This window comes from uncultured Paenalcaligenes sp. (genome assembly GCF_947630565.1).
Lineage (GTDB): Bacteria > Pseudomonadota > Gammaproteobacteria > Burkholderiales > Burkholderiaceae_B > Paenalcaligenes > Paenalcaligenes faecalis.
The window spans coordinates 38,979-63,310 of the sequence record NZ_CANRIC010000009.1; the positions used below are offsets into that span (position 1 = coordinate 38,979).

General features: G+C 47.4%; 23 protein-coding genes. 12 read left to right on the forward strand and 11 right to left on the reverse strand.

Features of this window, described 5'->3' with window-relative positions; genetic code table 11:
• Positions 1 to 10 precede the first annotated feature (10 nt).
• The 3 genes from Q0Z62_RS03430 to Q0Z62_RS03440 are packed head-to-tail and all read right to left on the reverse strand — an operon-like array spanning position 11 to position 1,735.
• Entirely contained in the window at positions 11 to 505 is a 495-nt protein-coding gene (locus Q0Z62_RS03430; RefSeq protein ID WP_269900485.1) for a dihydrofolate reductase, read from the reverse strand.
• Positions 505 to 1,305: a thymidylate synthase gene (locus Q0Z62_RS03435; RefSeq protein ID WP_269900484.1), complete on the reverse strand. Its 801-nt coding sequence runs from the start codon at positions 1,303 to 1,305 to the stop codon at positions 505 to 507. Before Q0Z62_RS03435 ends, Q0Z62_RS03430 begins: the two co-directional genes overlap by 1 nt.
• The gene (locus tag Q0Z62_RS03440; RefSeq protein WP_298050829.1) at positions 1,295 to 1,735 is read right to left on the reverse strand and encodes an OsmC family protein; all 441 of its coding nucleotides are present in this window, start codon (positions 1,733 to 1,735) and stop codon (positions 1,295 to 1,297) included. The genes Q0Z62_RS03435 and Q0Z62_RS03440 overlap by 11 nt, the downstream gene beginning before the upstream one ends.
• Before the next feature lie 121 nt (positions 1,736 to 1,856).
• Between Q0Z62_RS03440 and coq7 the strand changes: the two genes are divergently transcribed.
• Positions 1,857 to 2,564: a 2-polyprenyl-3-methyl-6-methoxy-1,4-benzoquinone monooxygenase gene (coq7, locus tag Q0Z62_RS03445; protein WP_269900482.1), complete on the forward strand. Its 708-nt coding sequence runs from the start codon at positions 1,857 to 1,859 to the stop codon at positions 2,562 to 2,564.
• 367 nt (positions 2,565 to 2,931) lie between these two features.
• On the opposite strand, the gene Q0Z62_RS03450 is transcribed toward coq7, so the two are convergent.
• The gene (locus tag Q0Z62_RS03450) at positions 2,932 to 3,825 is read right to left on the reverse strand and encodes a 2-hydroxy-3-oxopropionate reductase (RefSeq protein WP_269900481.1); all 894 of its coding nucleotides are present in this window, start codon (positions 3,823 to 3,825) and stop codon (positions 2,932 to 2,934) included.
• A 15-nt stretch (positions 3,826 to 3,840) separates the two neighbouring features.
• The gene (gene otnI / locus Q0Z62_RS03455; protein ID WP_298050834.1) at positions 3,841 to 4,623 is read right to left on the reverse strand and encodes a 2-oxo-tetronate isomerase; all 783 of its coding nucleotides are present in this window, start codon (positions 4,621 to 4,623) and stop codon (positions 3,841 to 3,843) included.
• A gap of 87 nt (positions 4,624 to 4,710) precedes the next feature.
• Between otnI and Q0Z62_RS03460 the strand changes: the two genes are divergently transcribed.
• Positions 4,711 to 5,619: a LysR family transcriptional regulator gene (locus Q0Z62_RS03460; RefSeq protein WP_269900479.1), complete on the forward strand. Its 909-nt coding sequence runs from the start codon at positions 4,711 to 4,713 to the stop codon at positions 5,617 to 5,619.
• Positions 5,620 to 5,636: 17 nt separating this feature from the next.
• Here Q0Z62_RS03460 and Q0Z62_RS03465 read toward each other — a convergent pair whose 3' ends face one another.
• Positions 5,637 to 5,825, reverse strand: coding sequence for a 4-oxalocrotonate tautomerase (locus Q0Z62_RS03465; protein ID WP_269900478.1), 189 nt, complete (start codon positions 5,823 to 5,825; stop codon positions 5,637 to 5,639).
• Between the two features lie 239 nt (positions 5,826 to 6,064).
• Between Q0Z62_RS03465 and Q0Z62_RS03470 the strand changes: the two genes are divergently transcribed.
• The 7 genes from Q0Z62_RS03470 to Q0Z62_RS03500 are packed head-to-tail and all read left to right on the forward strand — an operon-like array spanning position 6,065 to position 15,551.
• On the forward strand, positions 6,065 to 7,210 hold the full coding sequence (locus Q0Z62_RS03470) for a glycosyltransferase (RefSeq protein WP_298050840.1): 1,146 nt from the start codon (positions 6,065 to 6,067) through the stop codon (positions 7,208 to 7,210).
• 30 nt (positions 7,211 to 7,240) lie between these two features.
• Positions 7,241 to 8,515, forward strand: coding sequence for a Vi polysaccharide biosynthesis UDP-N-acetylglucosamine C-6 dehydrogenase TviB (gene tviB, locus Q0Z62_RS03475; RefSeq protein ID WP_298050843.1), 1,275 nt, complete (start codon positions 7,241 to 7,243; stop codon positions 8,513 to 8,515).
• Positions 8,516 to 8,532: 17 nt separating this feature from the next.
• A complete protein-coding gene (locus Q0Z62_RS03480; RefSeq protein ID WP_298050847.1) occupies positions 8,533 to 9,576 on the forward strand; it encodes an SDR family oxidoreductase in 1,044 nt (347 codons plus the stop codon).
• Complete coding sequence (gene murJ / locus Q0Z62_RS03485; protein WP_298050850.1) at positions 9,576 to 10,928, forward strand: murein biosynthesis integral membrane protein MurJ; 1,353 nt, start codon at positions 9,576 to 9,578, stop codon at positions 10,926 to 10,928. Before Q0Z62_RS03480 ends, murJ begins: the two co-directional genes overlap by 1 nt.
• 14 nt (positions 10,929 to 10,942) lie before the next feature.
• Positions 10,943 to 12,094 (forward strand): glycosyltransferase family 4 protein, encoded by a 1,152-nt coding sequence (locus tag Q0Z62_RS03490; RefSeq protein ID WP_269902208.1) that lies wholly within the window; start codon positions 10,943 to 10,945, stop codon positions 12,092 to 12,094.
• A gap of 8 nt (positions 12,095 to 12,102) precedes the next feature.
• Positions 12,103 to 13,233 carry a glycosyltransferase family 4 protein gene (locus Q0Z62_RS03495; RefSeq protein WP_298050853.1) on the forward strand — a complete coding sequence of 377 codons (1,131 nt, stop codon included), beginning with the start codon at positions 12,103 to 12,105 and terminating at the stop codon, positions 13,231 to 13,233.
• Positions 13,230 to 15,551: a glycosyltransferase gene (locus tag Q0Z62_RS03500; RefSeq protein ID WP_298050856.1), complete on the forward strand. Its 2,322-nt coding sequence runs from the start codon at positions 13,230 to 13,232 to the stop codon at positions 15,549 to 15,551. The genes Q0Z62_RS03495 and Q0Z62_RS03500 overlap by 4 nt, the downstream gene beginning before the upstream one ends.
• Before the next feature lie 67 nt (positions 15,552 to 15,618).
• Here the strand turns inward: Q0Z62_RS03500 and Q0Z62_RS03505 are convergent, their stop codons facing one another.
• Positions 15,619 to 17,001 (reverse strand): phosphomannomutase/phosphoglucomutase, encoded by a 1,383-nt coding sequence (locus Q0Z62_RS03505; RefSeq protein WP_298050860.1) that lies wholly within the window; start codon positions 16,999 to 17,001, stop codon positions 15,619 to 15,621.
• A gap of 110 nt (positions 17,002 to 17,111) precedes the next feature.
• On the opposite strand from Q0Z62_RS03505, the gene Q0Z62_RS03510 reads away from it, so the two are divergent.
• Complete coding sequence (locus tag Q0Z62_RS03510) at positions 17,112 to 18,533, forward strand: FAD-binding oxidoreductase (protein ID WP_298050864.1); 1,422 nt, start codon at positions 17,112 to 17,114, stop codon at positions 18,531 to 18,533.
• 13 nt (positions 18,534 to 18,546) lie between these two features.
• Positions 18,547 to 19,257 carry a phosphatase PAP2 family protein gene (locus Q0Z62_RS03515; RefSeq protein ID WP_298050868.1) on the forward strand — a complete coding sequence of 237 codons (711 nt, stop codon included), beginning with the start codon at positions 18,547 to 18,549 and terminating at the stop codon, positions 19,255 to 19,257.
• On the opposite strand, the gene Q0Z62_RS03520 is transcribed toward Q0Z62_RS03515, so the two are convergent.
• From Q0Z62_RS03520 to mutM, 4 genes are all read right to left on the reverse strand, one after another.
• Positions 19,254 to 19,454, reverse strand: a complete 201-nt coding sequence (locus tag Q0Z62_RS03520) for a DUF2783 domain-containing protein (protein ID WP_269900468.1) — start codon at positions 19,452 to 19,454, stop codon at positions 19,254 to 19,256. The two genes, Q0Z62_RS03515 and Q0Z62_RS03520, sit on opposite strands and share 4 nt — an antisense overlap.
• Before the next feature lie 10 nt (positions 19,455 to 19,464).
• Positions 19,465 to 21,072: an FAD-dependent oxidoreductase gene (locus Q0Z62_RS03525; RefSeq protein ID WP_298050884.1), complete on the reverse strand. Its 1,608-nt coding sequence runs from the start codon at positions 21,070 to 21,072 to the stop codon at positions 19,465 to 19,467.
• A gap of 78 nt (positions 21,073 to 21,150) precedes the next feature.
• A complete protein-coding gene (locus tag Q0Z62_RS03530; protein ID WP_269900467.1) occupies positions 21,151 to 22,113 on the reverse strand; it encodes an MBL fold metallo-hydrolase in 963 nt (320 codons plus the stop codon).
• 132 nt (positions 22,114 to 22,245) lie between these two features.
• Positions 22,246 to 23,085, reverse strand: coding sequence for a bifunctional DNA-formamidopyrimidine glycosylase/DNA-(apurinic or apyrimidinic site) lyase (gene mutM, locus Q0Z62_RS03535; protein ID WP_298050873.1), 840 nt, complete (start codon positions 23,083 to 23,085; stop codon positions 22,246 to 22,248).
• 82 nt (positions 23,086 to 23,167) lie between these two features.
• Between mutM and Q0Z62_RS03540 the strand changes: the two genes are divergently transcribed.
• A partial coding sequence (locus Q0Z62_RS03540; RefSeq protein WP_298050876.1) for a tetratricopeptide repeat protein occupies positions 23,168 to 24,332 on the forward strand: 1,165 nt, incomplete at its 3' end.

A 24,332-nucleotide genomic window follows, 5' to 3' on the forward strand; every position in this document is an offset into this window, starting at 1 on the left:
CGAATGAGTGCTAATTGGGCTGACGCTCGTAGATTACAAAGTCGTATTGATAGCCATTTTCCTCGGGCTGAGGCTCACGTTGTGTTTCCACCCAGTCTGCTGTTAAAGGGGGGAAAAATGTATCGCCTTCAACCTGAGCATGGACTTCAGTGGCGATAATTTCATCGGCGATGAGTAGACCCTGGCCGAAAATTTGTTCCCCACCAATAATACAAGCCATGTCAAAGTCAGTACAGGCAGCTATAGCAGACTCTAAGCTAGGGTAAGTCGTGGCACCTGTAGCCACATAGTCAGCATTACGGCTGATGACTAGATTAGGACGGCCAGGTAAGGGGCGGCCCAAGGACTCCCAGGTTTTACGCCCCATAATAATAGGAAGGCCCATCGTAGCGGCTTTGAAATGGGCTAGATCATTGGGTAGACGCCAAGGCAGATCGTTGTCTTTGCCTATGCAACGGTTAGTGGAGTAGGCCACTACCATACGTAATTTTGGTTTATGCATCATTAAATCGCCACAGGAGCTTTAATATGAGGGTGAGGGTCGTAGTCTACGATTTCAAAGTCTTCGTATTCATAATCAAAAATACTGGCGGGTTTACGTTTGATGCGTAGCTGCGGGTAGGCGCGGGGTTCGCGGCTAAGTTGTAGTTCGACTTGCTCTAGGTGGTTGCTGTATAAATGGCAGTCTCCGCCTGTCCAGATAAAGTCACCTACCTTTAGGTCGCATTGTTGAGCAACAAGATGAGTTAATAACGCATAGCTAGCGATATTAAAGGGTACGCCCAGAAAAATATCGGCACTGCGCTGATAGAGCTGACAGGATAGCTTGCCATCGGCCACATAAAATTGAAATAGGGCATGACAAGGAGGCAAGGCCATGTTTTTGATTTCGGCTACATTCCATGCCGATACGATTAAACGGCGTGAATCAGGATTTTGTTTAATTTGCTGAATCAGATCTGAAATTTGATCAATATGCCCACCAGTAGGGGTAGGCCAAGAGCGCCACTGCACCCCATAAATTGGGCCTAAGTCACCATTGGCATCTGCCCATTCATCCCAGATGCTGACTTGATGGTCGTGCAGCCATTTCACGTTGTTATCGCCACGTAAAAACCACAGTAATTCTATAAAAATACTGCGGGTATGGAGTTTTTTAGTAGTGACCATAGGGAAGCCTTGGCTAAGGTCAAAACGCATTTGATGGCCAAAGACGGACCGAGTACCTGTGCCAGTACGGTCTGTTTTTTCTACGCCATGTTCGTAGACATGACGCATGAGTTGTTCATATTGATTAGTTTTCATGGGATTCCTGCGTATTACGAATCTCTACGGTATAGGAAACCGCTGCCGTTTTAGCAAGCATAGCGCTGGCTGAACAGTATTTATCATGGGAAAGTTGTACGGCACGTTCTACCGCTTGGGCTGATAGATTAATTCCAGACACAATGAACTCAAACACGATTTTGGTGAAAACTTTGGGGTCCGTGTCTGCGCGCTCAGAGACCAGTTTAACTTGGCAGTCTGTGACTTGGTGACGACCACGTTTTAGGATCAACACCACATCGTAGGCTGCACAGCCACCTGCGCCGGCTAACATCATTTCCATAGGACGCGGGGCGCTGTCGCGCCCACCACCTTCTACTGCCCCATCCATCACTGTGACATGACCGCTGCCTGTGCTGGCTACGAAAAGCATGCCATTATTGTGGTTCCAATTAACTGTACATTCCATGGTGAGTCGTCCTTAGTAGAGTGATTTAGGGCAAAGTGATAGTGTGACTTTGACCTACAATAGTTCTATTGTAGCGTTTAAGCGCGTAAATGGATTCATTACATCGATAAAGGAAAAGGCTATGACTACCGACATTCAATCAGAAACCCGTGTCACGCCATTAATAAATTATGCGCCCAAACTAGAGCGTCGACGTTCTTTGTTTGATTCCGCTTTAACTGAGCTAGGGCATGCTTTGCATGTGATTAGTCGTTCAGCCCAAGCTTCGCGTCCTAATCCTGCGGGCAGGATGGTGTCGCAACCAGAGGAACACCTTAGCAATACCGAGGCACGCCATGCCGCGGGGTTGATGCGAGTGAACCATGTAGGCGAGGTCTGCGCACAGGCTCTTTACCGAGGCCAAGCTTTAATGGTTAAGGATGAAGCCATTAAAAAATTGTTATATCAGGCGTCTTCCGAAGAGGTCGATCATTTGGTGTGGTGTGATGATCGCCTCAAAGAATTGGGTAGCCGCCCAAGTATTTTTAATCCTATTTGGTATGCGGCCTCATTGGGCTTAGGGGTGGTTGCGAGTCGTGCTGGTACGCCTTATAACTTAGGCTTTATGGCCGAGACAGAGCGACAAGTAGAAAAACACCTAGAGGAGCACCTTGTGTCTTTGCCAGAGAAAGACGAGCGTTCCCGTAAAATCGTTGACCAAATGCGTATAGATGAGATTTCACATCGCACTACTGCCGAAGATAACGGGGCTAAAAATTTACCTGCCCCTATTAAAATGGCAATGCGTTTGATGTCGAAGGTGATGACTACCAGTGCTTATCGTGTTTAGGACTAGGGTTTATGCCTAAAGACTTTTTGTGAATTTTTGTGGGGGCTTTGTGATAAAACCACAAATAGGGTACGGAAAGTGTCTTATATCTTGCATTGCACCAAAATAAATACTACACTTCAGTTATTGGATGTTGAAAGGCAGCGCAACGGGAATAACCCTAATGTATTGCCTAGGCTCGGGAAAACCCCTTGTAGCCCAACATGCCCCGGTTGTCTCCTCCACCCTCCTCCTTTGGTGGATTTGCCCGAGATCTTTTGATCTCGGGTTTTTTTTGTGCTTTAGAAACGTAATTTGTTGATAAAAATCAATTTTACTGCTGTCGTCACGCGTTACTTATGTAACGTAGATGGCCGTATTACATCTCTTATGCCTTTTCATCTCGAATGGAATGATGGGCTAGTTGTTCTATGACTTTAATCACAGCGGAATGATCCCAGTTTCCACCGCCTTGGGCGACACAGCTACTAAGTAATTGTTGAAAGACAGCCGCGCCGGGTAGAGCTACACCGATTTCCCGCGCTGTATTAAGTGCGCTCGTAATATCTTTCTGATGCAGATCGATCTTAAAGCCCGGTTGAAAGGAGCCAGAGGTCATGCGTTTGCCATGAACTTCTAAAATACGAGAGTTAGCAAATCCTCCCATTAAGGCTTGACGGACTTTCTCTGGGTCAGCCCCGGCTTTAGAAGCTAAAACCAGTGCTTCGGCTACGGCCTGAATACTTTGTGCCACAATGATTTGATTGGCCATTTTGGTGATTTGACCGGTACCGACCTCGCCGATATGTGTGATGTTTTGCCCCATCAGTGTAAAAATAGGTAACACACGCGTAAAGGCGGCTTCCGACCCTCCGACCATAATACTGAGTGATCCGGCTTGGGCTCCTACATCACCCCCCGATACGGGAGCATCTATATAATCCCCACCCGCTGCGATGATTTTTGCCGCAAACTCTTTGGTTGCAACAGGAGAAATCGTGCTCATATCCACAATAATTTTCCCTGTTAGATCTGCTTCACTGACGCCATTTTCACCAAATAAGACATGCTCTACATTGGGGGTGTCATTGACGATCATAATAATGATGTCGGCTTGCTCTGCGGCAGCACGGGGGCTATCGCAGATCGTGGCACCTGCCTCGGGAATCGATGGATGCGTCTGACTACGTGTATAGCTAAAGACAGGATAGCCACCTTTCATGATGTTTAAGCACATAGGCACACCCATAATGCCCAAACCAATAAATGCAATTTTTTCCATGCTGTTCTCCTGAGGTTATTTGTTACGGTAGGCGCGCAGCCAACTTAGCCCTTCGGCTGTGGTGGTGGCTGGAATATATTCGCAACCAATCCACCCATCATATTGCAGCTGGTCGAGCATGTGAAAGATAAAACCGTAATTAAGTTCACCTAAATGAGGTTCGTGGCGACCTGGATTATTCGCAATTTGGATATGTGCGATATAGGGCAATAGGCGTTCAATGCTTTGGCTTAAATGTCCTTCCATACGCTGGGCATGGTACATATCGTATTGCAGGCGTACATGGGGGTGTCCTAGCTCGCTGATAATTTCAATCGCATCCTCGCTGTAATTTAATAAGTAGCCGGGCATGTCATAACTGTTAATCGGCTCAATGCAAATAATGCGATTATGCTGTGCTGCAACATTTGCTGCGTATTCGATATTCTCTATATAACAGTCGAGGGCGTCAGCAAACAACATGCCTTCAGGTTTGATGCCAGCCATGCAGTGCAGCAGATGGTTTCCTAAGACCTCGGCATATTCCATGGCCTGATGTACGCCTTCACGAAACTCATCTTGGCGATTAGGTAAACAAGCTAGGCCTCTCTCTCCTGAGCCCCAGTGACCGGCAGGCAAATTAAATAGCACTTGCTCTAGTTCCTGATCATCAAGCCATTGCTTGATTTGGTAGGGATCGTAGTCATAGGGAAACAGAAACTCGACGCCAGTAAAACCAGCAGCGGCAGCGTGAACAAAACGTTTTGGAAAATCATACTCAGTGAATAATAAGCTGAGGTTAGCGGCAAATTTAGGCATGGCGTCTCCTTCAAAGGGGGGGCTATGATGGTAGTGTAATGAAATCGCACTTATTGCGCAGAACCTCTGATTGCTATTTATGGTCTTATGAGTCGGTATACTGAAATTCGTAGTTTTGCTCTTATCGCGGAAAAGGGCAGCTTTGCCGCCGCGGCACAGGTCGAAGGCGTCACCCCAATTATTTTAGGGCGACGCTTAGATGCCCTAGAAAAACGGTTGGGAGTACGCTTGATGCACCGCTCTACTCGTGGGCTTACATTAACGGATCTAGGTGAGCAGTTCTTAGAGCAGTGCAAACAACTGCTACATGATTTTGAAATGGCTGAAGCCAGCATCAGCGATCAACATAATGCAATGCGTGGGCATTTAGTGGTGTCGGCCCCGGCGTCCTTTGGTCGTCAGCATGTGGCGCCTCATGTTTTAGAGTTTAAAAAACGTTATCCAGATTTACGCCTTTCGTTTAACTTTACCGACAGCGTGATTGATTTAGTTCGGGAAGGCTATGACATGGGGATTCGAGTCGGTGCTGTTTATGATCCCAATTATGTGGCGGTGCGTTTATTTCCAAATCAACGAGTGGTGTGTGGGACTCCCGATTATTTTGCTCGCTATGGCGTGCCCTTGCAGCCCGAAGAGTTAGTACAACACAACTGTTTGGCATTTAATCAACAGGGGGGACAGCAGCACGGCTGGACTTTTTTACGTGATGGGCAGATGTTTTCAGTGCGCGTGCAGGGTGATTTGGATTGTAATGATGGCGAGTTATTGTATGACTGGGTCAAACAGGGTTGGGGAATAGGTTGGCGATCTACGTGGGAAATACAGGCTGAAATTAAGCGCGGTGAGTTAGTGACCGTGCTGGATGATTATGCGATTTCAGACTATGACATTCAGGCAGTTTATCAACAACAACGTTATTTACCTGCGAAAATTCGAGTGTTTACGGACTATTTACGTCAAATATATAATCAGCCTGGTTATTGGGAACAAGGCTGAAAAAAAGCGCAGAGAGATTATTTTTTATCTGCCCACAAGGTACCCCCGGTGGACCAGTCTTCTTGTTTTACATTATTGAATCGGATATGAACTGAGTCCGCGGAGCAGCCTAAGATGCGGCTAGTTTCAGCTGTTAAGGTTTCTACGAGCTCACGTTTGGTTTCGAGGCTTCGACCTTCGAATAAATCAATAGTAATAAATGGCATACGGATTCCTTAGGTATAGTAGGTACGGGTTTTATGCATGAAATTGTAAACATACTCTACAAAGCAGCGTAAACTCCTAAGCTCAAGCATAATGCATATCTGCGGCCTTTAATATCAGGTCTAGCAAGCATTGATTTTGCTGAATAGCTGTTTTTTTGTAGCATCTGTATCGCTTATCGACTTCGCGTTGTTACAAATACGGCTCATAATAAAGTGGTTGTTTTAAGTGAGGCGTCGTGGTGAGTTCAGCTCCGGCTTGGGATTTTTTAACGTGGCTATCCATATCTGTTGTTGCCTTTTTGGTCGGCGGCATCATTGTGTTCTCTGAACGCTGGCACGGTCGTTTGACTGGTGACACTGATATGTCAAAGCCACAAGCTACACATTTACGTCCAGCCCCTCGTGTTGGGGGCTTAGCTATTTTGGCGGGCAGTTTGGCAGGGCTTTTGGTTTTAGGCCCAAGCAATATGACATTAACGTGGTTGTGGCCTGTGTTGTTCGTAGCAGCTTTGCCTGTATTTGTAGCCGGTTTAGTCGAAGACATCACCAAAGATGTGGGCTCTTTGAAACGGTTGTTGGCAGCCTTTGCCTCGGCGGCTATTGCTTGGTGGCTATTAGGCGGGGTATCTAGAGTCGGGGTAGGTTGGGCTGATTGGATTTTAGCTTTTTGGCCTATTTCTTTATTTTTCACGATGATTGCGGTGGGTGGCTGTACTCACGCCTTAAATATTATTGATGGTATTAATGGTCTGGCTGGGATGGTGGCTGTATTGATGGCCACCTCCATCGCATTAGTAGCTTGGCAGGTACAGGATTACCCCATCTTTTTAATTGCCTCTTCGTTGGCCTCTGCTACCTTTGGGTTTTTGGCTTGGAACTTTCCTTTTGGTCGTGTCTTTTTAGGTGATGGCGGGGCGTATTTCTTGGGTTTTATGTTGGCTGAACTCGCCGTCCAGCTAGTGGTTCGTAATCCCAGTGTGTCGCCATTTTATGCATTGGCGGTGCTGTTTTACCCTGTTTTTGAAACGTTGTTTTCGATTTGGCGGCGTAAGTTTAAACGAGGTGTGCCGGTAGACCAGCCGGACTCCTTACACTTGCATCAGCTTATCTTTCGTCGATTAGTCCGTGTTAGCGTGGTTAAAGAGGGGCGTCGTTATGTGCCTCCTACCTCGAATGCAATGGCCTCACCTTATTTATGGGGGCTGGTACTAATTGGTTTGGTTCCTGCCACGATTTGGTGGAATAATCCGTGGATGCTTGGTGCTAGTTTGGTGGTGTTCGCTTGTAGTTATATCTGGCTATATGCGCGCTTGGTACATTGGCGTCGTCCGGCATGGTTGTTATTACCATCAGTACGACGGGCAAAACGTGAACGGTCTGAATAAGCCTGCGTTTTTTATTTTTGGAGAATAACGTTGGATTTGCAAAACATTAAACTTGCCGTGATTGGTTTGGGCTATGTAGGTTTGCCCTTGGCAGTAGAATTTGGCAAAAAACGCGATGTGTTGGGCTTTGATATTAATCCACGCCGTATTGCCGAGTTAAGCAGCGGAGTTGATAACACCCTTGAGGTCGAGCCCGAAGAGCTAAAAACGGCAGCCCAGCTACGTTATACCAGTGATGCGTCTGAGCTTGCGCAGGCTAATGTATACATTGTGACTGTTCCCACGCCGATTGATGAGTATAAACGTCCGGATTTGACTCCCTTGATTCGCGCTAGCGAGACCATTGGTAAGGTCTTAAAACGTGGTGACATCGTCATTTATGAATCCACCGTTTATCCAGGGGCAACCGAAGAAGACTGTGTGCCAGTGCTTGAACGTGTTTCTGGATTACGCTTTAACGAAGACTTTTTTGCAGGCTACAGTCCAGAGCGCATTAACCCAGGTGATAAAGTCCATCGCCTCCCGTCTATACGCAAGGTAACGTCTGGCTCCACCCCAGAGATCGCTGACGTGGTTGATGCACTGTACTCAGAAATTATTACGGCGGGTACTCATAAAGCAGCCTCCATACGTGTGGCTGAAGCCGCGAAGGTCATTGAAAATACCCAGCGTGATGTGAATATCGCCTTAATCAATGAGCTCACCTTAATTTTTAATAAGCTTGGTATTGATACCTTGGACGTCCTAGAGGCAGCAGGCACTAAATGGAACTTCCTGCCTTTCCGCCCCGGTTTAGTGGGTGGGCACTGTATCGGTGTTGATCCTTACTACCTAACACATAAAGCCCAGTCTATTGGTTATCATCCTGAGATTATTTTGGCGGGGCGTCGCTTAAACGATGGCATGGGGGCCTATGTGGCATCTCAGCTTGTCAAAAGCATGACAAAAAAATGCATTCAGGTGCAGGGTTCTCGGGTCTTGATTATGGGGTTGGCTTTTAAAGAAAACTGTCCAGATTTACGGAATACTCGTATTGTTGATATTGTGCATGAGCTCGCTGAGTATGATGTCAATGTCGATGTGTTTGATCCTTGGGTCGATGCCGAAGAAGCGCATAAAGAATACGGGATTAAACCAATTACTCAACCTGAAATGGGGCAGTATGACGGTATTGTGTTGGCCGTGGCTCATGACGAGTTTAAAAACATGGGCGCTGAAAAAATCCGAGCTTTAGGTAAGGCTCCTCATGTGCTTTATGATCTGAAATATATCTTGGATCGTAATGATTCGGATTTACGTTTGTAAAAAGTAAAAGGCAGGGTATGCAACCATCTACAGCTATTGATCGTGCTTGGCTCACATTACAGACCGACCCTAAAAAATGGTTGGTAACAGGATGTGCTGGCTTTATTGGCTCTAATCTACTCGAAGCGTTGTTAAAGCAAAATCAGATCGTCGTTGGTCTGGATAACTTTTCTACCGGCTTTCAACATAACTTAGACGAGGTGCAGCAGGCCGTTAGTCAAGAGCAATGGGCTAATTTCCATTTTATCGAAGGCGATATCCGTCATCTGGATACCTGCCATCAAGCGTGTGTGGGGGTGGATTATGTACTGCATCAGGCTGCCTTAGGCTCGGTGCCGCGCTCATTAAATGATCCTATTACGACCAGCGAGGTCAATATTGGTGGTCAACTAAATATGTTGGTTGCTGCTCGTGATGCCGGAGTGAGCTCATTTGTGTATGCGGCCTCTAGTTCGACTTACGGTGATCACCCTACTTTGCCCAAGGTAGAGCATACGATTGGTAATCCGTTGTCACCCTATGCGGTCACCAAATACGTCAATGAGCTGTATGCTACTGTATTTGCACGATCTTACGGTTTTGAAGCCATCGGTCTACGCTACTTTAATGTGTTTGGTAAAAGGCAAACCCCTGATGGTGCGTATGCAGCAGTAATCCCTAAGTGGATAGGCGCAATGATGCGAGATCAGGATGTGGTTATCAATGGCGATGGTAAAACCAGTCGTGATTTTTGCTATATAGAAAACGTCATACAGATGAATGTATTGGCCGCTTTAGCCCAAGGCGAGGCACGTAATCAGGTTTATAACGTAGCCGTAAATGCGCGCACTGATTTAAACGAGCTATTTGCTATGCTCAAGACCAGTTTGGCAGCCAATGGGGTACCTTATTTAAAAGAGGTTCAACATGGGGATTTTCGTGCTGGTGATGTACGACACTCTCAAGCCGATATTAGCAAAGCTCAGCAGCTATTAGGCTATGTTCCTCAATTCTCTATTGACCAAGGTCTAGAGCAAGCCATGCCGTGGTATGTGCAGTTTTTATCTGACAATCCCTCGTAATGACCTCTTCTTGGCTTAAACGCTTACACAGCGATCATCAACGCATCGCAAGGGCGGCTTTTAGAGTCGCCTTTTTCTTGTTATTAGGCAAGGCTGCGGGTGCATTCAAAGAGATGGCTGTGGCTTATCGCTATGGAATTAGCGATGTGGTGGACGCCTATCAATTCACGATGGTGATGGCGAATTGGATTCCTGTCACGATGGTGGGGGTCTTTTCCGTTGTGTTAATTCCCGTATTAGTTCACGCAAAAGACGACAGCAAAACAAAGCGTCAACAATTTGTAGGTGAGCTATTAGGGCTGATGTTATTGCTAGGGTTGGGCGTTTCTGCGGCGTTGTGGGTGATCTGGCCGTGGGTGTTGTCTTTTGCTGGAAAAGGCTTAGGCACAGAGGCCCAAGCCATGAGTGCTGAACTCATTTGGGCTTTTGCTCCTGCCGCCGTATTAACCTTGTTAACAGGGTTGCAGGCGGCTAGGCTACGGGCGCACGAGCGTCATATCAATACGTTGCTTGATAGTGTGCCTGCCTTTAGTATTTTACTTTTTGTTTTAGCTGCTGGACCAGAACAAGGGGTATGGCCCTTATTATGGGGAACCTTAATTGGCTATATAGTGCAGTCAGGTAGTTTGTATTATTTGGCGCAACGTGCTGACGGCTTTTGGGGACGACCTCGATTTGGTTTTCACGCAGAGCAGTGGCCAGCCTTAGCCCACGCTGCGGGTATTATGTTAATCGGTCAAATAGCCATGAGTTTTGTAGGGCCTATTGATCAATATACGGCAGCTTCTTTGGGCGATAATGCGAATGCTACTTTAGGCTATGCTACTCGTTTTATTTCATTGATGCTTGGCGTGGGTGCAGCCTCTGTGGGTCGGGCTGCCTTACCTGTGTTGGCTGATGTGACTCGACGAGGCGAGGCCGTCCGAGCCAGATCCATAGCCTTAAAGTGGTCGTTGATGATGGTGGCCATTGGCTTAGCGATAGCCGCCGTTGCGGCTATGTTGGCGCCGTGGGGGGTAAGCCTACTCTATGAGCGGGGTGCTTTTAGTGCTGCTGACACAGAGCGTGTTAGCTCTGTATTGCGCTGGGGACTGTTACAATTACCCTTCTATTTTGGGGTTCTGGTGTTAGTGCAGTTACTTGCAAGCCAAAACCGTTATGGCTTGATGGCAGCGATAGCGATAGTAAACTTTGCTGTTAAAGCCATAATGAATACTTATCTAGCCTCTAAAATGGGGGTGCATGGCATTATGTTGGCGACCAGCTGCATGTATGCGAGCTCCTTCATTTGTTATTTTTTAGTGGCCTTGAAACCGGCAGTCTTACAGGCGAAAACGTCTGATCCTGAATAAAAATTATGCATATTATGATTGTGATCCACTCGCTTCGAGGCGGTGGTGCTGAACGTGTTGCGGTGGATTTGAGTGCGTATTGGCAACGGCTAGGTTATAGAGTGAGTTTAGTGACTCAAATGCCTAAAAAAACAGACGTCTACACGGTTCCCGAGGGTGTACATCGGTATGTCATGGGGACAGCTCATGATAGCGGAGGGGGCTGGCGTGGTGCTATTGCTAACTGGCGACGTGTACGTCGCTTACGTAAATTAATTAAAAAGCATAAGCCTGATTGTGTATTGGGTATGATGACCACCGCGTCTATTTTATCTGTCATGGCTGCAAATGGTTTGCCTTGCCGGGTTATTGTGTCAGAGCATACGCATCCTCCTATGCAAAAACTTCCTGATGCCTGGTTACGCTTACGACGTTGGGCTTATCCCCGAGCACATGCGGTGGTAGCTCTAACCAGTGGCACAGGCCGCTGGATACAAGATCATATTCCGGGGTCACGCGTGGTTATCATTCCTAATGCGGTACGCTGGCCTTTACAAAAGCAAGAACCTATTATTCCGGTACCAGATAAGGCGGATCGTTTTCGCTTACTCGCTGTAGGGCGTTTGCACCCCGTAAAAGGCTTTGATCTATTGATTCAAGCTTTTACTTTACTCGCTAGCTACTTTCCTGATTGGGATTTGGTGATTTTAGGCGAGGGCGATGAACGAGCGGCGTTACAAAAACAAATTGATGAGGCCAACTTAACCTCTAGGATTAGTTTGTTAGGGCGCGTGGGGAATATGGATGACTGGTATAAACAGGCCGATATGTATGTTTTGAGCTCCCGAGCCGAGGGGCTGTCGAATACTCTCTTAGAGGCAATGGCCTCAGGCTTACCGGTCGTAGCGATGGACTGTGATACGGGGCCTAGAGAAATTATTCGCGATAATATTGATGGCATTTTGGTCAATCCACCAGAAAACCCAGATGCCTTGGCGGCCCACTTGTCAGACTTAATGGCTAGACCTTTAAAGCGTACCGCCTTGTCTCGTCGAGCCGTGGATGTTAGAGATCGCTTTTCTGTGCCTATTGTCATGGCTCAATGGGAGCGCCTACTCCCTAAAATCAAAAAAGCAGAGGATAATAAGGCAACGGAAACACAGACCACAGCGACGGATAATAATTAGGTGCCGCCATGAAAATTTTGTTTTTTGTGAGCTCTATGAATGCCGGTGGCGCAGAGCGAGTGGCTGCCAGTTTAGCCAATGCTTGGGTGCAACAAGGTGATGAGGTCTGTCTTGTTCCTACCCATCTAGGAACAGAGAGTAGTTTTTATCACTTAGATGAGCGTGTGCAATTTCAACCGCTTAAAGACAGTTTGTCGTGGTTCCCTCCCTTTTTGACCCCTGTGCGAAAACTACGGTCTATTCGGCAATTACATGATCGTTTTGAGCCCGATGTTGTCGTCTCGTTCCTAACGAATGTGAACGTTAATGTGTTGATGGCATTACGTGGTGTGAGTACCCCTGTGATTGTTTGCGAGCGTACAAATCCGGTTGTTAGTCGCAGTGCAGATAAACGATTGCAGTCGCTACGAACTAAACTCTATCCTAAGGCAACTCGGGTGGTGGTTCAGACTCAGGATGCTGCTCACGCTTTTGCCGCTGCAGAACCAAATTTAGGGGATTTAGCGGTTATTCCTAATCCTATCCCCCCTGTATTAGCCAGCTTGCCCTTAGCCGCAGAGGTTGAGAAAAAAACAAACTGTAAGCTAGTGGCGATGGGGCGATTAGTTCCTGCCAAGCAGTTTGATCAGCTCATACAGGTGTTTGGCTTATTAGCAGAAGAATTCCCAGAGTGGACGTTACATATCCATGGTGAAGGCCCAGAGCGTGAAAATTTACAACGCCGAGCAGAATTAGTAGGTTGCAAAGATAAGGTCTTTTTTCCGGGGCGCACCGAAGAGCCGTGGCGGGTCTTGGCAGAGGCCCAGCTATTTGTTCTGACCTCTGCTTACGAGGGATTTCCCAATGTGCTTTTAGAGGCCATGACCTTAGGCTTGCCCTGTGTTACGGTAGATTGTCCAAGTGGGCCTAAAGAAATTTCAAATAATGGGCGTGATGCGTCCTTGGTCCTGCCGGATAACGAGCAGGCGCTGCGCCGCGCGTTAAGTGAGTTAATGATTGATCCACGGTTACGAGGTGCACTAGGGCAGCGTGCAGCGGCTTCAGTGCGTGAGCGTTATGGCATGGCTGCTATTTTGGATCACTGGGATTTAGTCTTTAGACAAGCAGGCCTAGTTAACATCAAACAGGAAAAAACATGACACAGCGAGAGCTGAACGAGGATTCTCCTACCACTGTAGTCCATATTATTTCAGGCTTAGGTCAGGGCGGCGCAGAAACGGTGCTTTATCGACTCGTGACAGCCTCTGACTCCCACATACGCCATATTGTTATTTCGATGGGTGGCATGGATGTATTTGGCCCACGTCTTATTGAGGCTGGGATAGAGGTTCATGCACTACAGATGAAAGGCGTCTTAGGTGCTACACGGGGTGCGTGGCGATTACGTCAGTTACTTAAGCAATTACGACCCGATGTGGTGCAAACCTGGATGTATCATGCGGATTTGATTGGCGGCATGGTGGCTCGCAGCGTAGGCATTCGCTCTGTGGCATGGGGTATTCGTAACTCGGGTGAAAACTTGCATCACAGCAGTGTGAAAGCGAGAGTCGTCGCATGGCTATGTGCACGGCTGTCTGGTGTGGTTCCTGCTGTTATTGTTGCATGCGCCGATAATGCGGCTCGTCGTCATAAACAATGGGGCTACGAGGCCGATAAAATTCAAGTAATACCTAATGGCTATGACCTATCGCGTTGGCAGCCTAATGCGCAGGCTGCAAAGCAGTTGCGTGATGAATTAGGCATTAGCCAAGAAACGCCATTGTTGGCCGCGGTGGCTCGTTGGAATCCATTAAAAGATCATCCTAACTTGTTGGCGGCCTTAGCGCAGGTAAAACGCACTGTGCCGCAGATGCGCTGCTTGTTAGTTGGCGAAGGTTTGGATTCAAACAACGCGGAGTTAATGCGACTTATTACGCATTTTGATTTAACTGAGCAATTGATTTTGCTTGGGCGCCGTGATGATATTCCTACTATTATGGCAGCGACTGATATACATGTGCTGTCGAGTAAGGCTGAAGGATTTCCCAATGTGGTGTGTGAGGCGATGGTGTCTCGCGCTTTATGCGTTGTTACTGATGTGGGTGATGCGGCCAAAATTGTAGGAGAGGAAGGGGTTGTTGTTCCCCCTCGAAATGCTAAAGCCTTAGCAGCGGGCATTGAAAAAGCCATTGGATTATTAAGCAGCCCAGAGCTTTCGACCCGTTTAGATGAGGGCGCGAAACGAATTGCGCAGTTATATAGCCTGCCGACGATGGTGAGTCATTATCAAGAGCTTTGGCATGATTTATGTGTGAATCAACGTCAAACCCCTCTTGAGACAGGCAAGGACACTTCTGCTCCTGTATTGCTTTATGTGGTGAATAACCCGACTTTTTTCTTATCGCATCGCTTGCCTTTGGCATTAGGCGCACAGGCTGCGGGCTTTAATGTTCATGTAGCAACGATGAATGGGCCTGCGGTGGCTCGTATCCGTAGTCATGGTTTTACGCATCACGTTTTACCGTTGAATCGCAGTGGTAAAAATCCCTTCAAAGAGCTGTACAGCATTTGGGCTATGTATCGCTTGTTTAAAAAGGTACGTCCTAAAGTCGTACATGCGGTGACAATTAAGCCCGTTATTTATGGTGGGATTGCGGCCAGAATGGCACAGGTGCCGGGATTTTTAGCAGCCGTTTCTGGCTTAGGCTATTTGTTTACCGATGAGCGTGGTGGGATAGTAAAAACTATTGCGCTAAAGCTATATAAAATGGCGCTAAACCACCCCCACAGTCGGGTGGTATTTCAAAATAGCAGTGATCGAGATGTATTACTGCAATCAGGAGTAGTACGCACAGAGCAAGCGGTACTGATTCGAGGCTCAGGGGTTGATTTAACGCAGTTTACGGATAGTCCAGAGGCTGCTGGGCCTCCCGTAGCTCTGATGGTGTCACGCTTATTAGCGGATAAAGGCGTAAATGAATTTATCACTGCAGCTCAAATCAGTCAGCAACGCAATGACGGGATTATTTGGCAAATAGCGGGAAGCCCTGATGCGGGTAATCCAGCCAGCCTAACGCGAGAGCAGATCATGGACTGGCATCAGGCCGGAGTCATCCAATGGTTAGGAGAACAAACGGATATTGCAGGTCTATATCAACGGGCGCATATTGCCGTATTGCCTTCATACCGCGAGGGTCTACCTAAGTCGTTAATCGAAGCCGCGGCATGTGGTCGGGCGGTAGTGACGACGGATGTGCCTGGCTGTAGAGATGCGATTGAGGCTAATGTAACGGGATTGTTAGTGCCGGCTAAAGACGCACAGGCGTTGGCTGATGCGGTGACAGACCTAGGGCATAACGAGGCAAAGCGCCGTCGATTTGGTCAGGCTGGTCGTGATTTAGCAGAGCGTGCTTTTGATATCAATACCGTTATTGAGTCTCATTTGCGCTTGTATGGGTACTTAGCTAAAACAAAATAACAATGTAAAAGTCTCCCCTTCTGTTCTGCCTTTTCTGAGTGCAGAACAGAGGGGTTTTTTTTAGGAATTAAAACGGTAGGGTTAAATCGGGTCTTAGGGCCAAGATCGCGGATTTGAACTCGGCTTGAATACGAGCTAAGGCTGCTTCAGTTTGGGCTTCAAATCGCAGTACCACCACCGGTGTGGTATTAGAGGCACGAGCTAAGCCAAAACCGTCTTCGTACTCTGCACGAATACCATCAATAGTAATACGTTGTTTAGCACTCGCAAATTGCCCCTCATTTTGTAGACGTTCTACAAATAAGTGGGGCTCACCTTCGGCCATTTCTAATTTTAACTCGGGGGTGGAGATGTCTTTGGGTAAGGACTCTAAGACGGCACTCGGGTTATCGTATTGGGACAGAATCTCGAGTAATCGTGCGGCGGTGTACAAACCATCATCAAAGCCATACCAACGCTCTTTAAAAAAGGTGTGACCGCTCATTTCACCAGCTAAAGGGGCGTTTGTCTCGGCCAGTTTTGCTTTGATTAACGAGTGACCGGTTTGCCACATTAACGGCACACCACCTGCAGCCTCTACTGCTAAAGCAACATGACGGCTGCATTTCACATCAAAAATAATGGTTTCACCTGGATTTCGCTTTAGGATGTCTTGGGCGTAAAGCACTAATTGGCGATCAGGCCAAATAATTTCACCACTGCGAGTGACTACCCCTAGTCGATCTGCATCGCCATCAAATGCGAGACCTAATTCAAAGTCGTGTTCTTGTACGTGTTTAATGAGGTCTACTAGGTTAGCAGGGTCTGCGGGATCAGGGTGGTGATTAGGAAAATCGCCGTCCACTTCTTCGAATAAAATATCAGCAGTACAACCTAGGGCATCAAACAGTTGTCTAGCTACAGCCCCACCAGCACCATTCCCACAGTCTACGGCGACGCGCATAGGACGAGCGAGCTGAACCGTGGATTGAATTTCGTCTAAATAAGTCGGTTGGATAGCGTGTTCTATACGTTGCCCCGATTCAGGAGACGCAGGTGCTGGATTCAGCATCATTTGATAAAGCTGCTGTATGTCGGAACCATACAAAGTTTTACCCGCCATCATCATTTTAAAGCCATTGTACTCAGGTGGGTTATGACTGCCCGTAATCGCAACGGCAGATAACGTGTGTAGTTTGTATGCTGCGTAATAAACAAGAGGGGTGGGAGCTAACCCGATATGAATGGTGTTGACGCCTGCTCGTTCTATGCCTTGCATTAATGCTTCGGCAAGTTCAGGGCTACTATGGCGGCCATCGTAGCCCACCACAATAGCGGGGACGTGTGCAATAGCAGCCTGACAGCCCAAGGCATAGCCTAATTGAAAAGCAAAGTCGGCATTTAATTGGGCGGGTACAATACCTCTAATATCGTAAGCCTTAAATACTGAGGCTGGCAAAGCAGTGGTCATGCGATGAACTCCAATCATTAAACGAAATGTGATTCTCTATTATCGCTGATTACAAAGGCCTTTTCAGGCTTTTGTTGTGTGCAACATTATCACTATCACAAGGGAAAATTATGACTGAGCTAAATGGACTGAGAGAAATTGTCGGTATTAATCAGATATTGACAGGATCAGCCACAGACTCTTACCTAACCGATTGGCGTGGTCGCTATACGGGTGAAGCCTTAGCTGTGGTTCGACCTGCAAATACGGAGCAGGTTGCAGCGGTAGTGCGTTGGTGTGCTAAGCACCGTATTGGAATCGTGCCACAAGGTGGAAACACCAGTCTTTGTGGGGGGGCGACCCCTAGCGTACAACCCGTGATTATTTTGTCTTTATTGCGTTTGAATACGATTCGCAGTATTGATACAGAAAACGATACGATGGTGGTTGAGGCGGGTTGTATTTTGCAACAGATTCAAGAGGCCGCCGCAGAGAAAAACCGACTGTTTCCACTTAGCCTAGCGGCAGAGGGAAGCTGTACTATTGGAGGAAACCTAGCAACGAATGCAGGTGGTACTCAGGTGCTACGTTATGGCAATACCCGAGATTTGACTTTGGGCCTAGAAATCGTAACAGCCGATGGGCAGATAGTGAATGGATTGCGCGCTTTACGTAAAGATAACACGGGCTATGATTTACGTAACTTACTGATAGGTAGCGAAGGGACTTTAGGCATTATTACTGCCGCCACACTCAAGCTTTATCCCCGGCCTGTAGCTCAATATACCGCTTTATTAGCGTTGGACTCCTTAGAGGCTGCAGTCTCGGTATTGGGTATCGCTCGTCAAGGGTTTGATGCGGGTTTGACTGGATTCGAGATTTTTGCTCGTAATTGCTTGGAAGGGGTGGTGCGTTGCTTTCCTCAACAACGGATTCCTTTTGAGGGTGACTCAGCACAGGTGCCGTGGTTTGCGTTAATTGAACTGTCAGATAGTGAAAGTGAGATACATGCTCGACAACGTTTAGAACACGTATTAGGGCAGGCACTAGAGGACGGTGTGGTGGTAGATGCCATCGTGGCAGAGAGCTCTACCCAAAGTCATGATCTCTGGCATTTGCGCGAGAGCATCCCCTTAGCAGAAAAAGCCATAGGAAAAAGCATTAAGCATGACATTGGTTTGCCAGTGTCTCATATTGCCCAGTTTGTGGCAGAGACCAATGCGTTAATTCAGGAGGCTTACCCAGGGGTTGAGCATATTGTGTTTGGGCACCTAGGTGATGGAAATCTACATTACAACGTAGCAAAAGGTGTGTATAGCGAGGCTGTTTTGCTTAGTTTTGAGTCAGCTATTTATAAAATTGTGTTCGATCAGTTACAAAAACTAGAAGGCACAATTAGTGCAGAGCATGGCATAGGGCAGCTTAAGCGCGATTGGCTTGCTAACTATGCAGACCCCGTAGAGCTTGCGATGATGCATCAAATAAAGCGGGCTTTAGACCCTTTAACTATTATGAACCCAGGCAAGCTATTAGCTGATTCTTCTTTTAAGTAGTGGTTGTTTTTGTATGTGTTTTTTTAATTCAGCGCTAGGGCGTTATTACAGTTTACATACTGTTTTGGTATTTATGTTAAGTGCTTTGCTTGCGGGTTGGTGGCAGCAGCAAAGTGCGGACTTGGCCTTTTCTGCTTTGTTTTTTGATGAGACGGCGCAGCAATTTAGATATACCTATCAGTCGTTGATTTACTTTTTTGGTAAATATGCAATTTGGGGCATTCCATTTGGTGGTGCAGTGATGTGGACGGCTTATGCCTTAAAGCAAACCGAGGCGTTAAGCCGCTCTATGTATTTACGTATTGCCACGTTCTTTTTTAGTGCCCCGCTAATCATGGGAGCTTTAAAGCAGTTTACGGCGATGCCTAGACCTTTTTTGCTGCAAGAGTTTGGGGGAGAGTTGTTATTGCCCCAGCATTTTTGGGCGTCAGGCTTTGCCCAAGGGGGCGGAGCCCTGCCTAGTGTGCATGCAACCTGTGGATTTATCTTTTTGGCCTTGTATTACCTTGGGTGGGTAAAGCAGCAGCCCATGCTGCGTTGGTCAGGGCTGGTTTTGGCGTTATTGGCTGGTTTTTTCTTTGGGTTTTTGCGCATAGCTCAGGGCTATCACACCTTGAGCCAAGTGCTGTGGGCGGGGGCTTTTGTGTGGTTGTATGCCAGTTTCTGGTTTTTGCCAGTGCTAAAGCAGGCTGGTGTGATCAGCCCGCTGCCTTGCTCTAGTTAGTCGCTTTGTTCAGCGGTATGACGAGCCATCTGTAAGGCCTGCTGAAGTAAATCAGGTTGACCTATATGGTTACTTAAGATCAGCACTAAGGCGGCATTCATAGCATGGCTTTGGCTGGTTGATAAGCCCTCATGTGACTCAATTAACAGGGCATAAAAATCATCAACATGGGCGATATTTAGTTCAGTCGTTAACATGTAGTGATCCTTAAATTAAATGACCGCAAGCTCGGCTTAATGCAGCTTTGACTAAATCAGCCTTAGGCTGACGCCAGCGAGCCGTTAGGTGTTGATCGGGACGGAATAAAAATGCAGCCCCAGATTGAGCATCATAGCGCTGCTGCCACATACCAAAATGATCTGTCAACATAGTGAACCCAGAAGGCGCATGGGTAGGAATATCCTGTCCTGGATAGATGAGCACCACCTCTAATAGAGGCTGTTGCTGCAGTTCTTTTAAGGCAGGTAATTGCGCATCACTGGGGTTGAACATCGCTAAGGTAAAGGATTTCCCCAGATGGCTGAGCCACCAGCTAGGTTCAGAGTGATGACGTAAGGGGGCGTCCACGGCCACCCCCCCTAAGCAAACGGCCCCAGCAAAAGCGTCCACATCGGGGGTGTTGAGTGGGCTTTCACTGTAGGAGCTAGGGGTGGATAAACGCCCACTATTAACCATACTGCGGGCAAAATCATGTTCTTTAGCTAGGCGCAATACCGTATCGCGAAATAGCTTACTGATGTCGCTTTTAGGGGTGATGAAGTCAGTGGCTCGGCTGGAGTGCCGTAGGTTTTCATCTGCGGCAAAACGGCGCTCTGAGCAATAGGTATCAATTAACGATTCAGGAGCTAAGCCACGCAGGTGTAAATCCAGTTTCCAAGCCAGGTTGTCTGTGTCTTGTACACCGCTATTGGCGCCTCTGGCCCCAAAGGGAGAGACACGGTGAGCCGAATCTCCCGCAAAAAGTACACGGCCAAAGCGGAATTTATCCATACGTTCGCACGCAAAGGTATAAATGCTGATCCATTCAAAATCAAAGTCTACCTCTTTGCCAAGTAACGCTTGAACGCGAGGCCTTACATTTTCTTCTTTGATTTCCTCAATGGGGTCGGCATCCCACCCCAATTGAAAATCAATACGCCATACATCATCAGGCTGACTATGTAGCAGTACAGACTGATTGGGGTGGAAAGGAGGATCAAACCAAAACCAGCGCTCTGCCGGGTAATGGGCTTTCATCCTTACATCAGCAATTAAAAAACGATCCTGAAAGATGCGGCCTTGGCTGTTTTCACCAATCATGCCTCGTAAAGGGGATCTGGCCCCGTCGCAGGCAACCACCCAATCAGCGTGTAGTGTGTATTCACCCTCAGGGGTCTCTATGGTTAACGCTGAGTATTCGCGTTGGTTATCTACAGCGATTACTTTGTGTTTGGCTCGTAGGTCAATGCCTAAGGCTTGGGCTTTTTCGTAAAGATAGCCTTCGCAGTAGTATTGTTGCAAATTAATAAAAGCAGGGCGGCGGTGTAGGGGCTCGGGCAGGAGGTTGAAATTCCAGACCTCTTCGTCACGGAAAAAAACTTTGCCTACATTCCACGAGACGCCTTTGTCCACCATGCGCTCGCCCACATCCAGACGATCCCAGATGTCTAGTGTGCGCTTCGCAAAACAAATGGCGCGTGAGCCAACTGAAAACGTATTGCCTTCGTCTACAACCACCACAGCCTGACCGCGTAAAGCCAGATCAATGGCGAGACTAAGTCCTACTGGGCCTGCGCCCACAACCACCACCGGGTGCTGTTGTGTGGTCGAGGGCATGGGGGTGATAGGTAGTTGTATGGTTTGATAGTTTGTCTCTTCCACCCTGTTCTCCTTATTTGCCTTGAGTTTTTAGTCTTAGTTACCTTCTAGGTCTTTCCACATTTGGATATCGCGCTCTGCAGTCCAAATACGAGGCTCATCGTAGCCAGTGGCTTCGTCATAAGCTCTAGACACATCAAAAGGCATGCAGTGATCAAAAATGACCCAGTCGGAGTAACGAGGTTTCATGAAATCATAGGTTTCACGGTAGATAGTTTTTAAGTCTTTACCGGCGGCTACACCTTGATTTACAGAGGTATATAGGTCTGTTAGAAAGGCGCGAGTGCCAGCAAGAGCTTGACGGACTTCAGTGGCGTTTTTTAGAGCAGGGCCACGACCAGGCACCATTTTTTCTGCTTCGAATTCGGCTAACGTATCTAAGGTTTGGGGCCATTCGCGGAAATAGCAGTCACCGGCATAAGGCGTCGACTGATACTCGACCAAATCACCAGCGAAAAGAATCTTTTGCTCAGGTAGCCAGGCAATAGTGTCGCCTTTGGTGTGACCACGGCCGACCTGCATAATGTGTACTTCTAGGTTACCTAGGTCTACTGTCATAAAGCCGTCAAAGGTCATGGTGGGCCAGGTTAGACCATCAGGCACAGATTCAACCGCACGGAATAAACGAGGGAAACGACCGATCTCACTGGCTTTGTCTTCTTCGCCGCGCTCAACAATCAGGTCGTAAGTGTCACGGCTCGCAATGATTTCTTGGGCATCATAGGCAGATGCACCCAATACACGCACGGCATGGTAATGCGAAAGTAAAATGTATTTGATGGGCTTGTCAGTGACTTCACGTACTCGGCGAATCACGTCCTGAGCCATCACAGGGGTAGCCTGAGTATCAATCACCATCACGGCATCATCGCCAATAATAATACCGGTGTTCGGATCGCCTTCGGCAGTATAGGCATAGGCGTTATCGGATAGTTTTTCAAACGAAACTTCTTTGTCTTCCATGTCGCCATGTGAAGCAAATTGTCGTGGTGTGCTCATAGCAATCTCCTTAGTTGTTGATAGATAAATAGTAGCCTCCAATTTGTATATATACAATCAGTTTGATATAGGTGAATTCCATAGGTATAAAAAAGCCACGACCAAGTCGTGGCGGTTTTCAGCGTGAGAGGCTTAAGTAGATAGGTTGACTTGTTGGCACAATGGGCAAAAATAGGTAGCTCGCTGATTTTGCACCATACGTTGAATGGGGGTTGTACAAATAGGGCAAGGCGTATTGGCTTTGCCATAGACCTTGGCGTGCAGATCAAAATAAGCCCCCGCTTCGCCAGAGGCATTTAAGTAGTCTTTTAAGGTACTGCCTCCTGAATCTAACGCCTGTTGTAATGTTTCCACAATAGCGGCGTGCAAGCGCTGTACTTGTTGTTTTGTTAAGGCGTGACAAGGTGCTGTCGGGTCTATAGCGGCTTTGAATAAGGATTCTGATGCATAAATGTTTCCGACTCCGACCACAATTTGACCTGCTAAAAGCACGGATTTAATAGAGGCTTTTTTATTTGCTAACTGTTGAAATAGATAGTCTGGGTTAAACTCTGGGCTAAATGGTTCGACTCCTAGTTTGGAGAGGAGTCGATGCTGCTCTATAGGCCCGTCGTTATTGTCGTGCCATAAAACAGCCCCAAAGCGCCGAGGATCATGCAGCAAAAAACGGGCATGGTCAAATACCCATTCAACGTGATCATGTTTTTGACGTGGTGCGTCTAACGCGACGCTGCGCAACGAGCCAGACATACCTAAATGAATGATTTGGTAGCCATGCGCAAAACGGATTAATAGGTATTTGCCTCGCCGCTCACAGGCAAGGACAGTATGATTTTGGACCAACTCGCCCATATTTGATGGGATAGGCCAACGCATACGTGGTTGATACACAATGCATTGACGTAATGTGTGTTGGGGCATTAGCGTCGCTATTCCGCGACGGGTGGTTTCAACTTCTGGTAGTTCAGGCATATTGAGGTGCTAAGATCATTGACTACAATAGTCCTATTGTGCCATTAGGCTTACTTTCATGCGCTACGGCGCCGGTTTTTGGATGAATTTAAAATCTTTATTATTTCGCACGGTGGTGTTGTCAGCCTTAGTCGCTAATCCGGCTTGGGCTGCAGACGTCGTGGAACTCGAACCCGTCGAACACATTAAGCTGCGTAGTGGTGCTCTTCCTATTGTCACCTTAAGCCCTGATATTCTCTATAGAGTATTGGTCGGAGAGGTCGCTGTACAGCAAGGGGATTTTGATACAGCCAGCCAAGTATTTTTAAGCTTAGCCAAAGACACGGCTGACCCTCGTTTTGCACAGCGAGCTTTCCAGTTCTCCATGGCTGATAGCAATTTGTCACGAGGTATCGTCGCTGCCAAAGAGTGGTCTTTGCTGGCACCTAATGACCCAGAGGCCAAAGCCACCGCGTTGGCCCTAGAGGCATCTACAGGTAAAACATCCGGTTTAGCTAAAACTTTGTATCAACGCATAGTCAAAGCATCCGATAAAGAGCAAGCTATTATTCAGGCCATGAGCATCATTAGCAAAATGGTAGATAGCCGATTAGCTTTAGACGTACTAGAGCAGTCTTTACCTCCCGATGTGCGCGATTTACCCGTGAGTCATTTGGCATTAGCCGATATTGCTTGGACGGCACAGCAACCAGAGCGAGCATTGCACGAGGCACGTTTGGCTCTAGAAAAAGAAGCAGACTCTGAATTAGCCATGCAGCGAGTCCTAGAATATGGCTTAGCCATTAATCAGCGTTCAGTGCTGGATGATGCTCAGACATTTATACAGGCGAATCCTGATGCCAGAGACATTGCGTTGCTATTCATTAACCGTCTTGTAGACTTAAATGAGTTCGATCGCGCCTTAGCGCAGGTTCAAGCAATGAAACAGCGGAATCCCGAGGACTTTGACCTGTTATTTACGCAGGCAGAGATCATGATTCGAGCTGAACGCTTTGATACCGCCATTGCTTTGCTGAATGAATACATTAACGTGCATACGCAACGTCGCCAAAGTTTGCCTGATGAAACCACTACAGCATTAAGTAATATCTCGGATGCGCGTCTATCGTTGGTGCAAATTGCAGAAAAACAAGGGGATCTGCGCGAGGCAATTAAGCAACTAAATTTGGTCGAAGAGCCTGCTTTGCAGTTCCAGATTAAGGTGCATCGGGCCGTACTAGAGGCCAGACAAGGCGATTTAAAACGAG